The organism is Polyangium jinanense, from assembly GCF_028435365.1.
Genome location: NZ_JAGTJJ010000006.1, coordinates 336,918 through 350,373 on the forward strand (window position 1 = coordinate 336,918; position 13,456 = coordinate 350,373).

8 protein-coding genes and 1 pseudogene are annotated in these 13,456 nt (G+C 68.3%); 8 read left to right on the forward strand and 1 reads right to left on the reverse strand.

The genetic code is table 11. The features are described 5' to 3' along the window. From KEG57_RS16420 to KEG57_RS16455, 8 genes and pseudogenes are all read left to right on the forward strand, one after another. On the forward strand, positions 1–2,373 hold the full coding sequence (locus KEG57_RS16420; RefSeq protein ID WP_272457978.1) for a DUF1592 domain-containing protein: 2,373 nt from the start codon (positions 1–3) through the stop codon (positions 2,371–2,373). Positions 2,374–2,430: 57 nt separating this feature from the next. Beyond that, positions 2,431–3,993, forward strand: a complete 1,563-nt coding sequence (locus KEG57_RS16425) for a glycoside hydrolase 5 family protein (RefSeq protein WP_272418682.1) — start codon at positions 2,431–2,433, stop codon at positions 3,991–3,993. A gap of 255 nt (positions 3,994–4,248) precedes the next feature. Next, positions 4,249–5,535, forward strand: a pseudogene (locus tag KEG57_RS16430) (MEDS domain-containing protein); the annotation flags it as partial. A gap of 12 nt (positions 5,536–5,547) precedes the next feature. Next, the gene (locus KEG57_RS16435) at positions 5,548–6,099 is read left to right on the forward strand and encodes a sensor histidine kinase (RefSeq protein ID WP_372518168.1); all 552 of its coding nucleotides are present in this window, start codon (positions 5,548–5,550) and stop codon (positions 6,097–6,099) included. A gap of 21 nt (positions 6,100–6,120) precedes the next feature. After that, complete coding sequence (locus KEG57_RS16440; RefSeq protein ID WP_272418681.1) at positions 6,121–6,915, forward strand: PhzF family phenazine biosynthesis protein; 795 nt, start codon at positions 6,121–6,123, stop codon at positions 6,913–6,915. A gap of 46 nt (positions 6,916–6,961) precedes the next feature. Beyond that, a complete protein-coding gene (locus KEG57_RS16445) occupies positions 6,962–9,088 on the forward strand; it encodes a serine/threonine-protein kinase (protein WP_272418680.1) in 2,127 nt (708 codons plus the stop codon). 171 nt (positions 9,089–9,259) lie between these two features. After that, positions 9,260–10,189 (forward strand): STAS domain-containing protein, encoded by a 930-nt coding sequence (locus tag KEG57_RS16450; RefSeq protein ID WP_272418679.1) that lies wholly within the window; start codon positions 9,260–9,262, stop codon positions 10,187–10,189. Positions 10,190–10,290: 101 nt separating this feature from the next. Next, positions 10,291–11,604 carry an MFS transporter gene (locus KEG57_RS16455; protein ID WP_272418678.1) on the forward strand — a complete coding sequence of 438 codons (1,314 nt, stop codon included), beginning with the start codon at positions 10,291–10,293 and terminating at the stop codon, positions 11,602–11,604. A 13-nt stretch (positions 11,605–11,617) separates the two neighbouring features. Here KEG57_RS16455 and KEG57_RS16460 read toward each other — a convergent pair whose 3' ends face one another. Further along, positions 11,618–13,183: a delta-60 repeat domain-containing protein gene (locus KEG57_RS16460; protein ID WP_272418677.1), complete on the reverse strand. Its 1,566-nt coding sequence runs from the start codon at positions 13,181–13,183 to the stop codon at positions 11,618–11,620. Positions 13,184–13,456: the final 273 nt, after the last annotated feature.

The window sequence follows — 13,456 nt, forward strand, 5'->3', positions numbered from 1 at the left end:
ATGCTGCGCACTTTCCTTCGCTCGAATTCGATCCGGATCACGGGCGCCCTCGCCCTCACGGCCGCCTTCGCCGGCTGCCTCGGCGGGGAAGACGAAAAAGAGGGGGCGCCCGGCGTAGTCGGTTGTCCGGACGACCTCGCGTTCTTCGAGAACAACATCTACGAGCCCCTGCTCGAAAAGAAATGCTTCGTCTGCCACAGCGCGACGGGCATGGCCGGCAAGAGCCGCCTCGTCCTCACGCCGCGGAGCGAGCCCGACGCCCTCGAAAAGAATCTCGAAGTGGCTCGCGCGCTCGCCGTCGACCAGCCCGCTGGCGTCTCGGTCCTCCTCTCGCGCCCCTCGGGCCAGCACCCGAATGGCCACCCCGGCGGCACCATCGTCGAGCCGGGCAGCCCTGATTACGCGACGCTCTCGCTCTTCATCACGCGCACAACCCGCGGCGAAGGCTGCGCCGCGCCGTCCGCCGCTTGCACCACCGTGCAGCCAGGACCGCGTGTCCTCCGGCGCCTCACCCGCGGCGAATACGACGCCACGATCGCGGAGCTCTTCGGCATCGAGTCGCAATGGGGCGCCTCCTTCGTCCCCGACATCGTCATCGGCGGCTTCGACAACAACGAAGACGCGCTCCGCGTGAGCCCGCTCTTCGCCGACCAGGTCCGCCGCGCCGCCGAGGAGATCGCAACGCTTGCCCTGACGAACCCTTCGAGCATCCTGCCGTGCGACCCCGTCGCCGCCGGCCCCGAGGCCTGCGCGAAGACGTTCGTCGAGACGTTCGGCAAGCGCGCCTTCCGCCGCCCGCTCAGCGAAGACGACAGCAAGCGTTACCTCGCGCTCTACCAGACGATCGCCTCCAAGGAGGGCTTCAACGAGGGCATCGAGGCCGTGATCACGGCCATGCTCCAGTCGCCGCATTTCCTCTATCGCACCGAGCTCGGCGACGAATCCGTCACCAGCGAGGGTGGCCGCGTTCGTTTGACCCCCTACGAGATCGCCACCGAGCTCTCCTACATGCTCTGGGGCACGATGCCGGACGACGAGCTCTTCGCCGCCGCCGACGCGAATGCGCTCGGCACGCCGGAGCAGATCGAGGCCCAGGCCAAGCGCCTCCTCGAGGATCCCCGGAGCGACGAGATCCTCGAGCGGTTCGCCATTGCCTGGCTCGAGCTCGATCGGATCGAAGCCGCGCCCAAGGACTCCGCCACCTACCCCGAATGGAACGCCGAGATCCGCGCCGCCATGATCGAGGAGACGCGCATCTTCGTGCGCCACGTCATCCGCAATGGTGAAGGCACGATCGCGGAGCTGCTCGATGCCCCCTACACCTTCGTGAGCCCGAAACTCGCGGCTTATTACGGTTTGCCCGCGCCCGCGGGCGCCGGGGGCGAAAACGATTTCGGCAGGGTCGAGCTCGAAGGCTCCGGCCGCGCCGGCATCCTCTCGCACGGCAGCGTCCTCGCCACGCACGGAAAACCGGCCGGCTCCTCGCCCGTCCATCGCGGCAAGCTCGTCCGCGAACGCCTGTTTTGCCAGCCCTTGCCGCCGCCGCCGCCCGGCGTCGTCGCCGAGCCGCCGCCTGTCGATCCGACGAAGAGCACCCGCGAGCGCTACGCGGCGCACACCACCGTCGAGCTCTGCAAGAGCTGCCACGACCTCGTCGACCCCATCGGCTTCGCCTTCGAGCATTTCGATGGCATCGGCCGGTATCGCGCCGACGAGAATGGCCTGCCGATCGACGCCTCTGGCGAGATCCTCTCGGCCCCGTCCACCACGGGCTCGTTCGTGGGTGTCCCCGAGCTCGCCTCCGTCCTCGCGGGCAGCGCCGACGCGCAGGGTTGTTATGCGCGCTCGTGGCTTCGTTATGCGTACGGACAGCTCGACGAGGGCCGGCTCGCTTGCCTTTCCAGCCAGGTCGCGGACGAATTCCAGAAAGGAAACCTCCGTGTCCTCGACCTCCTCGTCGCGCTCACGCGCACCTCGCATTTCACCGAGCGCGTCGCGGATCCCCCGGAGCCCGGCGGCAATCCCACGGGCGCGGGCGGCTCCGGCGCCGGCGGCGCGGGAGGTGGCGATCCCACCGGCTCCGGCGGCGCGGGCGCGGGCGGCGGTGATCCCGGCCCCACGCTCCCGTACGTCGTGGCGACCACCGTCGACAGCGATTGGGGCAGCGGGTATCAGCTCACGGTCGAGGTCACGAACATCGGAAAAGAAAGCCTCACCTGGTCCATCCCGATGCAGGTCGACGGCACGATCGACAACATCTGGAATGCGGGCTATACGGTGACGGACGGCACGACACACTTCGTCGGCGCCGCACACAATGCCACCCTCGCGCCGGGCCAGGCCACGAGCTTCGGCTTCGTCGCGACGCGCTGAACGACGAGAAGGCCGACTTTCGATCCGGACGGGCGGGCCCTACGGTTCGCGGAGACCATGGTCCCCGCGCCGCCCGCCCTCGCCGATCCCGTCGTGGATCTCCCCACGACCTGGTACGGCCCCGCCGTCGCGCGATTCGAGGCGGCGTTCCCGGGCAATCCCTACGATCCTGAAGAAAACGACGTCCGCGTCGTCTTCATCTCTGCGAACGGCGAGCGCTTCGAGCGTATCGCGTACCCGGACGGGACCTCCGCCTACGCGGCCGTCCTCGTCGCGCCGCGGCCCGGGCCGTATCGCCCGCTCCTCTATCGCAATGGGGTCCTCCAGCCCATCGAGGCCCGGAGTGCGTACGTTCGTCTCGACGACCGCCTGCCGCGCGGCTTCCTCCGCATCGACGCGCGCAATCCAAACCGCTTCGTGTGGGACGACGGCACGCCGTATTACCCGCTCGGCTTCAATCTCGGCTGGCAGATGCCGGACATGCCGCCCATGGCCGAGCAGCTCGCGCGCATGGGCGCGGCCGGGATCCAGTGGACGCGCATCTGGGCGAGCTCCTGGGACGGGAAAAACCCGTTCTGGCCCGTGGATGATCCGGCGGCGCCGCGGGATCGTCTCTGGCCGCCGGCGCTCGCGAAATGGGATGCCCTCTTCGGGGCCTGCGAAAAGGCGGGCATCTCGATGCAAATGGTCCTCTTCAATCACGGATCCTTCAGCACCCTCGTCAACCCGAACTGGCCCGATCATCCGTGGAATGCGGCCCGCGGCGGCTTCTTGACGGACGCGGCCGACGTCTTCGCGGACGCCGAGGCGAAGCGGCGCATGAAAATGTGGCTCCGCCACGCCGTCGCCCGCTTCTCGCATTCGCCGTCCCTCTTCGCCTGGGAGCTCTGGAACGAGGTCGAGTGGACGGATGCCTCGTTCGCCGGGCGATTCTCGGACATCACGGCGTGGCACGACGAAATGGCGCACTACATCCGCGCCCTCGATCCCTACGGCCATCCGGTGACCACGAGCGCGCTGCTCGCGCCGCCGTCGACGTGGCGCGCCATGGACTTCCTCCAACCCCACCTCTACACGGACGCCGTCACGCTCTTCGCGCGCCTCGGCTGGCTCCCGACCCGCGCGCCGGCCTTTTTTGGCGAGATCGGCCCGTCGCACCCCGCGCAGGTGAACCTTCGTGCCTTCGTCCGCGACGCCATCTATGCCGGCATGCTCCGCAATCAGGCCGGCACGCCCATGTTCTGGTACTGGGATCTCGTCGAAAAGCATGATCTTTACGGCGAATTTCGGACCGCGGCGAAAGTGCTCGACAGAAGCCGCCTGGCCCTTCATCCTCGCGCCGAGAGCCGCCCCATCGTCGTCATCCCGCCCTCGCCCGCACTCGCGCTCGGGGAGCGAAATTGGCTGACGATCCGGATCACGGCCGCTTCCCCGAGGAGCATTCGTATCCTCGGCGCTCGTCTCGACGAAGGCGCCTACCATCGCACGACCATCGACCTCGAAACAGGGCAATCGTTCGAGGACGTGGTGCATGCCGGACAAACCGGAGTGGAGGTCGCTCTCCCGGGGGCCGACGTGGTCATGGTGTTCGACAAACGCGCCTCGCCGTCAACCCTTTGACCTCGTACATTCGCTCGCTACCCCGACATTCATGACAAAGCGTACAGCGCCCCCTTCGAAAAGCGCGGGCCTTTAGGAAGGACGCCCATCACCGGAGAACCTGGAGCCCCTTTGCCAAATATGGGCGTTGCCGGGCTCTTGGTATTTCCGTACCATTCTCCCATGGCTGTCCCGATGCCCAAAACGACGCTGCGCGCGGCTTCCGCTGGGGCTCCTCCGCTCGGCGAGCTGCCGTGAGGCGCGCACGTCTGCCAGTTCTATCGGGGCCAAAAGGAGCTTCTCGACACGCTGATCCCCTACTTCCAGTTCGGGCTCGCCCATGGCCAGCAGTGCCTCTGGATCGCCGCAGAGCCCCTGCGGGCGGCCGAGGCGCGCGAGGCCCTCCGCGCCGTGGTTCCCAACCTCGAAGATTACGAGCGCAAGGGCCAACTGGAGATCCTGGACCACACGGATTGGTATCTCCGCGAGGGAAACCTCTCCCAGGATGCCGTCTTGCAGCGCTGGCTCGATCGCGAAGCCGAGGCCCTTCGCCGCGGCTTCTCCGGCCTCCGCCTCACCGGAAACACGAGTTTCGTCGAGCCCAAGGACTGGGACAGTTTCGTCTCCTACGAGGCCTGCGTCCACCAGGGATTCCACGGCCGGCGGATCATCGCGGTTTGTACGTATTCGCTCAGCCGCTGCGCGCCCGACGCAATCCTCGACGTCGTCCGCAATCACGACATCGCGCTCGCCCGCCGCACTGGCTCGTGGGATTCCGTGCAGTGCGCCACGGCCGCGCTCGCACACCTCGCGGAAGGTGCAGGGGCGAGCGCGGCGGCGGAGCCGGCCTTCGAGGAGCTCACGCAAAAGGAGCACGCCGCACGGAGGATCGCCGAGCAGCTCGCGCGCCTGCAAACCATCACGGCGGCGCTCTCCGAAGCGGGCGATCCTGCGGCCATTGCGCAGGTGATGGACCGCGACATCCGGGCCAGCGTCGGCGCCGATTTCTGCGCCCTCGCGCTCATCGACGCGGAGATGGCCGAGCTTCGCTTTCTCGGGGATCGCATCGAGGACACGGAGCCACTCGTCGCGACATTCCAGGCTGGGACCGCCTCGTTTCTTTCGACGCCCCATGCCATCGCCGAGCGATTCCCTCCGGCGGTCGCCTCGACGCCTCGGGCCCTTGCCGTCCTCCCGATCAGTGCCGGCGGCCGCAGGCTCGGCGCGGTCGCTTTTGGTTACCACGACGAGCGGACCTTCGCTTCGCACGAGCGCGCCCTCTTCGACGACGTCACGCGTCAGCTCGGCATCGCCCTCGATCGGGCGCGCCTCTATGAAGAGGCGAACCAGGCGCGCCGGCGGGCCGAGCAATCCGACCGCGCCAAGGACGAATTTCTGGCCATGCTCGGCCATGAATTGCGCAACCCCTTGTCGCCGATCGTGACCGCGCTCGAGCTCTTGCAAATGCGGGGCGCCTCCGGCGCCGAAAAAGAAGTCACGGTCATCAAGCGGCAGGTCCGGCACCTCGTGAGCCTCGTCGACGACCTGCTCGACGTCTCGCGCATCACGCGCGGCATGGTGGAGCTCTCCCGCGAGCCTATCGAGCTCAGCGAGGTCGTGGGGCGGGCCGTCGAAATGGTGAGCCCGCTCCTCGAGCAACGAGCGCACCGCCTGACGCTCACGGTCCCGCGCGAGGGGCTCGCCGTGCATGGGGATCCCCGGCGGCTCGCGCAGGTCGTCTCGAACCTCCTCACGAATGCGGCGAAATACACCGAGCCCGGCGGGCGGATCGTGGTGACGGCCTCGCGCGAGGACGCGGACGTCGTTTTGCGTGTGAAGGACAGCGGCATCGGGATCGCGAAGGAGATGCTCGCGCAGGTCTTCGACCTCTTCACCCAGGAAAAACAAGCGCTCGACCGCTCGCAAGGCGGGCTCGGGCTCGGGCTCGGGCTCGCGATCGTGCGCAGCATGGTCACGCTCCACGGCGGGAGCGTCACGGCCCATAGCGACGGCAAGGACAAGGGCAGCGAATTCGTCGTACGTTTGCCGGTGCACGGGGCGCATGTGCCCGAGGCGCTCGCCCTCCGCGCGAATGCGGCCGGTGTCTGCTCCGACGTATCATGGTAAACGTCTTTTCGGAGGAGACCCGTGACCGAGATCCCGCTCTACCAGATCGACGCCTTCACGCTCCGCCCCTTCGCCGGCAACCCCGCGGCCGTGTGTCCCCTGCCCGCGTGGCTCCCCGACGAGACGCTCCAGGCGATCGCCGCGGAGAACAACCTCTCGGAAACCGCATTCATCGTGCGGAAGGACGAGCGCCACGAGCTGCGCTGGTTCACGCCCTCGGTCGAGGTCGACCTCTGCGGACACGCCACGCTCGCCGCGGGATACGTGGTCCTCGAGCTCCTCTCGCCGGACCTCCCTTTCGTCTCGTTCCACACGCGGAGCGGCCAGCTCGTCGTGCGACGCGCCGAGGGCCTGCTCTCGATCGACCTGCCCGCGCGCCCGCCCGCGCCCACGCACGTGACGGACGCGCTCGCCGAGGCGCTTGGCAAGCGGCCGATCGCGGCCCATGCCGCGCGTGACATCGTGGCCGTCTACGAGAGCGCCGAGGACGTGCGCGCGCTCCGGCCCGACATGGCGAAGATCGCGGCGCTCGAGACGTTCGCGGTGGGCGTCACTGCAAAAGGCACGGGAATCGACGCGGACGTCGATTTCGTGTCGCGCTTCTTCGCGCCGGCGAAGGGCGTCCCCGAGGATCCCGTGACGGGATCGCTGCATTGCACGCTCGTGCCCCTCTGGGCCTCCACGCTCGGCCGCGCGCGGCTCCGGGCGCGGCAGGTGAGCGCGCGTGGGGGCGAGCTCGACTGTACGCTCGCCGGCGATCGCGTCCTGCTCGCGGGGGGCGCGGTGCTCGTGATCGAAGGCCGGATGCGCTTCTGAACCGGCTTCCCTGACGCCGCGCGGCAAGGTATCGTGCGGGCGGCTCATGATTCCCGTTCTGCGGTGCACCGACCTCGAGCTCACCGATCTCGCCGACGACAAACCTGCGCTCGTCGACCCCGAGACCGGCGAGCCCTCGGGCCTCTCCCTCGTGCAGTGGCTCGGCTCCGGCGGAATGTCCGCCGTATTCCTCGCCGAGCGTGACGCGGATTTTGCGGCGCCCGGGCTCTCGGAGCTCGCGCCCTCGCGGGTCGCGGTGAAGCTCGTCAAGCCGGGGACCGAGCAGGGCCTCTCGCAGATGGGCATGACGAGCCGGGATCTCGCCCAGCGCGAGATCGAGGCGCTCGATCGGGTGAAGAACCTCGTCCCGCCCAGCGAATTCGTGATCGGTTATTACGGGCACGGCAGCGCCCTCGTCGCACTGGAAGGGGAATCGCCCCTCGTGCTCCCCTGGATCGCGCTCGAATACGTGGAAGCGTCGAGCGAGGGCGCGACGCTCACCGACCGCGTGTACAAGGCCCGCGAGACGGGTGTGGATCCAGTGCGCGCGTTTCGCCTCGCGCGTGGCATGCTCGAAGGCGTCCGCGTCCTCCACGGCCTCGGCATCCTCCACCGGGACCTCAAGCCCGACAACGTATTCGTCGCGGGCCCGCTCGACGACGAGACGCCGAAGATCGCCGATTGCGGCATCGCGCGTGTCGACGGCCTCACGCTCGCCACGGTGCAGGGGATCACGCTCGGGTATGGCGGCCCCGAGCAGGCGCTCTCGTCGGTTGCCCCCGCGCGGCGCAATCCGCTCGTCGGCCCGTGGACCGACGTGCACGCGCTCGCCTCCACGATCTGGTTCATGCTCACGGGCGAGGAGTGGTGCCGCTCGATGCCTTCGTGGTACGTGGGCGAGCGTCGCAGCCTGCGCACGGCGAAGAAGCTCCACCGCGGCTTTCTGGCGGCGGAGGAGCTCCTCGGCGCGATCGATCTCGCGCTCCGGCAGGGCGCCTCGCCGGTATTGCCCGAGGGGACGTGGGGACTCGACGGCGCCACGTTTTACGAGCCACACGCCCGCAAATTGCTCGGCGCATCCATGTTCGAGGGCTCGCCGCCGCGATTCCCCTCGATCGACGCCTTCGCCGAGGCGCTGCTCCCGCCCCTCGAAGCGGCCGCGGCGCGGTGGATCGAAATCGCGGCGCGCGAGCACCAGCCGATGACCTCGTTCCGCAAGACGCGTATTCTGCCGTCCGAGGAGGAGGTGTTCGCGGCGATGGACGCGCTCGCGCCGCCGCGGACCACGAGCGAAAAGCCGCTCCTCCTTTCGCCAGACGGCGTCGTCTTCCTCCCGGGCCCCTGGGGATTCGCGCGCTCGGGCAGCGAGCTGCATGGTTTGTCCAAAAAGGAACCGCGCACCTTCTCCGTCGACGTCCCCCGGCCTTATCGAGCGCAGATCGCCGCGTCGCGTTGGCTCGTGCGTGGCCCGGGCGGCGGCATTGCGCTCGTGGGCCCGGCCCACGTCCTTCTGCAGCGCGGCGAATCGTTCGTGCAGGGCACGTTGCCCCGGCGCGCGGACGAGGGGCCCGTCGGTCCGATCGTAGCGGCGCTCGGCGACGGCCGCGCCTTCGGGGTCGTGACGGCCGACGCGGGCGAGGGCGGGCCGGAGCTCTGGCTCTCGAATGACGGCGTGCGCTGGGCCGAACCGCTGCTCTTGCCGCTCGGCGGCGAGGTCTCCGCGATTGCCTCGGGCCCGCTCGGCTTCTTCGTCGCGGGCAGCTTGCGCGGCAAGAAGGCGCGCGCCTTGTGGATTGGATACGATCAGGAGGTCCGCTCCTCCGCGGCGAGCTTGAACGACAAACCCGCCTTGCTCCTTTGCGTGGCGGGCGCCGAGGGCGAGGCGTGGGCCGCGGGCGTGGGCATCGTGATGCGCTTCGATCGTGCCGGCTCCGCGGTCGAGGCCTCCGAGGCGGAGGGCATTCCCGTGGCGATGGGCCTCGACGACGAGGGCGTCCCTTGGCTCGTCACCGAGCGGGAGGTCTTCCGACGGCACGGCGGCGGTGTCTCGCCCGTGTGGAAGCGTTATCATACGCAACCCAAGGGCGCGCCGCGGCTCGTGGCGATCGGCTTTCCCCCGGGCGGGGTGCGCGTCGTGGACGCGGTCGGAGGCGGGGCGATTTTGCGGACATAGGAATTCCAGTCCTTCTGCAATCGCCATCGCCGTCAATGGTTTGGCAGAAAGTAACACCACACGGCTTCTGCAACCGCAGATCATGTCGTATTAAACATTACAAATTCAGACAGTTCCTGAGGCGCGCAAGGGGGTGTATCCTGGGCTGACATTCCTCGCCGCACCGGGACCATGAGCACCAACATCCTCAGCCACAGTGCGCCCAGTTACGCCGATTTGGAGCGCCGCAATACCGAGCTGCTCGCCGAGAACCAGGCGCTCCGCGCCCAGGTCGAGGAGGCGCGCCTGCTCATCGAGGAACACGCGCTCGCCGACCGGGAGCGGTACCTCAACGCGGAGCGATTCCAGCAGATCTTCGACTGCGCGCCCATCGGGCTGACCACCGTCAGCCTCGAAGGGCGGTTCATCAGCGTCAATCGCGCGCTCGCCGAGATGCTCGGATACACGCCCGAGGAGCTCCTCGCGCTCCGCTTCCAGGACATCACGCACGCCGATGACCTGGAGACCGACATCGAGCTCGTCGGCAAGACCATCCGCGGCGAGATCCCGCGTTACAAGCTCAAGAAGCGGTACATCCACCGGGACGGCTCGATCATCCACGTCCTGCTCCACGTCGCCCTCGTGCGCGACGAGGACGGCGCGCCGGTCCATTTCATCTCGCAGATCCTCGACATGACCGAGCAGAAGCGGGCCTTCGAGGCGCTGCAGACCAGCGAGGAGCGCCTGCGCCAGCTCTCCACGCCCCTGGTCCCGATCCGCGACGATGTCGTGGCCATGCCGCTCATCGGCGCGATCGACGCGAACCGCGCCGACCGGGTGCTCGAGGTGCTCCTCACGGGCATCAGCGGCGGGCGCGTGCGCGTGGCCATCCTCGACGTCACCGGCGTGGTCGACCTCGACGAACAGGTGGCGGCCGCGCTCGTCCGGACCGCGCACGCCGTGCGCCTGCTCGGCGCGCAGATGATCTTGAGCGGCATTCGCTCCGAGGTGGCGCGCACCCTCGTGGACATCGGCGCCGACTTCTCGGGCTTCGTCACCTGCGCGAATTTGCAGGCGGCGATCACGCATGCATTCCGGCTCTCGCGCGGCCGCGCAGCCTGAGGCGAGAGCGCGGGAGGCCGACCTCGCGCCGGCGCTGGCGTGCTTGTTGCTCATCCACGACCACGCATGATGCGCGCCTGTACACATGAGGGATCCGCCTCGTGAGCCCGAAAGTGCCCGGCGAATCGACGCTGAGGGCCATGGGCCGGGCGCTTCTGCACCGCAATTATCGGCTTTTTTTCTTCGGGCAGGGTATCTCGCTCATCGGCACGTGGCTCACCCGCGTCGCCACGAGCTGGCTCGTGTATCGGCTGACGGACTCCGCGCTGATGCTCGGGCTCGTCGGCTTCGTGGGCCAGATCCCGACGTTCCTCCTCGCCCCGTTCGGAGGCGTGCTCGTCGACCGCTCGAGCCGCCACCGCATGCTCGTCGTCACGCAAGTGCTCGCGATGGTGCAATCGGCCCTGCTCGCGTTCTTCTCGCTCACCCACACGATCACGGTCGCGCACGTGCTCGTGCTCTCGGCGTTCCAGGGGATCATCAACGCCTTCGATACACCAGCCAGGCAGGCGTTCGTCGTCGAAATGGTGGAGGATCGAGCGGATCTCGCGAATGCGATCGCCCTCAACTCCTCCATGGTCAATGCCGCTCGCCTGCTCGGCCCTTCCGTCGCCGGCGTGCTCATCGCGGCCGTCGGCGAGGGAACTTGTTTTTTGATCGACGCCATCAGCTATCTCGCCGTCCTCGCGTCGCTCCTCATGATGCGCTTGCGGCCCGCGGCGCCGGCGGCCGCGCGGAGCCGCATCCTCGCGGATCTCGGCGAAGGCCTCCGCTACGTGGCCTCGTTCGCGCCCGTTCGAGCCATTCTGCTCCTGCTCGCGCTCGTGAGCCTCGCGGGCGTGCCGTACACCGTGCTCATGCCCATCTTCGCCGCGCGCGTCCTCGGCGGCGGCCCCCATTCCCTCGGGCTCCTCATGGGCGCCTCGGGCATCGGCGCTGTCGCGGGCGCGCTTCTCCTCGCGTCGCGACGCAGCGTGCTCGGCCTCGGGCGCATGCTGGTCATCGCGGGCGCGCTCTTCGGCGCGGGGCTCGTCGCATTCTCGTTCTCGAAATGGCTGCCCGTCTCCATCGTGCTCATGGTCGTGGTCGGCGGCGGCATGATGGTGCAGATGGCGGCGAGCAATACGCTGCTACAAACGCTCGTCGACGAGGACAAACGTGGCCGCGTGATGAGCTTTTACACGATGGCGTTCTTCGGCATGGCCCCCTTCGGGAGCCTTTCGGCGGGCTGGCTCGGCGCGCGTGTCGGCGCGCCGATGACGGTGCGGCTCGGCGGCTTCGTGACGCTCGTCGGCGTGGCGATCTTTTTACGGAAATTGCCCGCGCTGCGCCGCGCGGCGCGGCCGATCTACGTCAGGCTCGGGATCCTGCCCGAGATCGCCTCGGGCCTCGGCCAGACGACGAACAAGCAATGACGGGACGGCGACGTCAGTTCCCGACGGGCAGGAGGAGCAGCACGCCGTCGTCGTTCCCGGGGCCCATGCCCACGGATTTCGTCCCGACGATTGCCGCGTGCTTCTGGTCGGGCGACAGCGCCACGCCCCAGAACATATCGGCCGACCCGCCGAGATCGTATTGCTTCCAGCCGTTCGGCGCGAACGTCGTGTCGACCGCCCCGTTCTCGGTCAGCACGGAGACCATCGCGTCGACGTTGTCGGCCGCCGGCCTCCCGCCACCTACGAGCAGCGAGCGCTTGTCGCCGAGGCTGATCAGCGCGCGGCCGTTGTCGTTGTTGCCGGCCAGGTCGACGCGGACGAACCCATTCTGGCCGTACGTCGTATCGAGCTTGCCGTCGCCCGTGATGCGCAGCGACAGCCAGTCGAGGTTATCGTTACCGCCATTCGAGCCGTACCCCACGGTCACGAAGTTCGACCCTTGCGGCACCACGTCGTAGGCCTCGGCGACCGAGGCGAGCACGATCTGGTTGAACACGCCGCCCACGCCGAACGTCGTGTCGAGCTTACCGGCGCCGTCGAGCTTGTAGATCACGGGGGACACGATGTTGTCCGCGTCCCGGTTGTACCCGGCGAGAATTACGCTGCCATCAGCGAGAATGCGGCCCGACTTCGGGGTCGCGTTCTGCTGGGCGATGTCGAGCAGCGCGACGCCGTTCGTCCCGAAGCCATTGTCGATCGCCCCGTCGGCGCTCAGGCGCACCGCGGCGAAATCGGTGTCCGTGCGGCCGGGCGCCTTCTGCGCGCCGACGACGAGCAGCCGATCGTCCGAATAGACGTTGAGGCCCCACTGCGTATCCGCGACGTAGGTATTGCCCACGAGCTCGCCTTCGCTCAGATCGAGCAGCGCGACACCGTTCGTCCCGAAGCTCGTATCGAGCGTCCCGTCGGCGTTGAACCGCGTCACCGCGATATCGCGATCCCGCGCGTCCGCCGCGCCCACGTGCTCCACCGTGCCGGCGACGACGATCTTCCCCGTCGATTGTACCACGATCCCGCGCGTCACCTCGCCGTTCGTCCCGACGGCCACGTTGTGCGTCGCGATGCCCTTGTCGCCGAACGTCGTATCGACCTCCCCGCTCGGCGAGAATTTCACGACGATCGTCGAGAAATCTGCGTCCGCGGCCGTGCTCGCCGCCGTGTTGCCGGTCGCGTAGATGTTGCCCTGCGCGTCGAACGCCACGCCGTACAGCCGATCGTGCCCCATCTCCGAAATGGGCACGGTCACGGGCTTCGCCTCCTCGGAGCCGCCCCCGCCGCCCGCGCCGCCCATTCCACCGGCGCCGCCTGCGCCGCCTGCGCCGCCCGCGCCGCCTGCGCCACCGACGCCACCGACGCCGCCCGTCCCGCCGACGCCGCCCGTCCCGCCCATCCCGCCCGTTCCACCCGTCGCGCCTTGGCCTCCCGAGCCACTCGTATTGGTCGGGCCGTCGTCCCCGCAGCCGATCGCGAGCGCGCCGAGCAGCAGGCAGCCCGAGAGGGGAACGAGGTACGTGTTTCGCGCCCACGCGCGGCGGATGGCTCCCGTATTCGCGTTCATTCGACGATCCTCCTTATGTTCCTTTCGGTCGTGCCCGGCGTGGTGCCCAGCAACCTCACGCCCTGACCTGAAAAGGAAAATGAAAGACATTTTCAACAACGATAGCTGGGTAATTCACCGCCTGCAGCATGTCAACCTGAAATCGCCCCCCGATCGCCGCTCTTTCCGCCGAAAGAGAGCTGTTTCACAGATCCTTGGGGCAGCAACGAACTGGAAAGCGAGCCAATTTACATAAATTTGGTGCTCCAACGAACCGAGCCTACCGAACTCCGT

Coding starts and splice junctions, on each gene's coding strand:
- KEG57_RS16425 (WP_272418682.1), top strand. CDS start 2,431: ATGGTCCCCGCGCCGCCCGCCCTCGCCGATCCCGTCGTGGATCTCCCC.
- KEG57_RS16460 (WP_272418677.1), bottom strand. CDS start 13,183: ATGAACGCGAATACGGGAGCCATCCGCCGCGCGTGGGCGCGAAACACG.
- KEG57_RS16420 (WP_272457978.1), top strand. CDS start 1: ATGCTGCGCACTTTCCTTCGCTCGAATTCGATCCGGATCACGGGCGCC.
- KEG57_RS16450 (WP_272418679.1), top strand. CDS start 9,260: ATGAGCACCAACATCCTCAGCCACAGTGCGCCCAGTTACGCCGATTTG.
- KEG57_RS16445 (WP_272418680.1), top strand. CDS start 6,962: ATGATTCCCGTTCTGCGGTGCACCGACCTCGAGCTCACCGATCTCGCC.
- KEG57_RS16435 (WP_372518168.1), top strand. CDS start 5,548: ATGGTGGAGCTCTCCCGCGAGCCTATCGAGCTCAGCGAGGTCGTGGGG.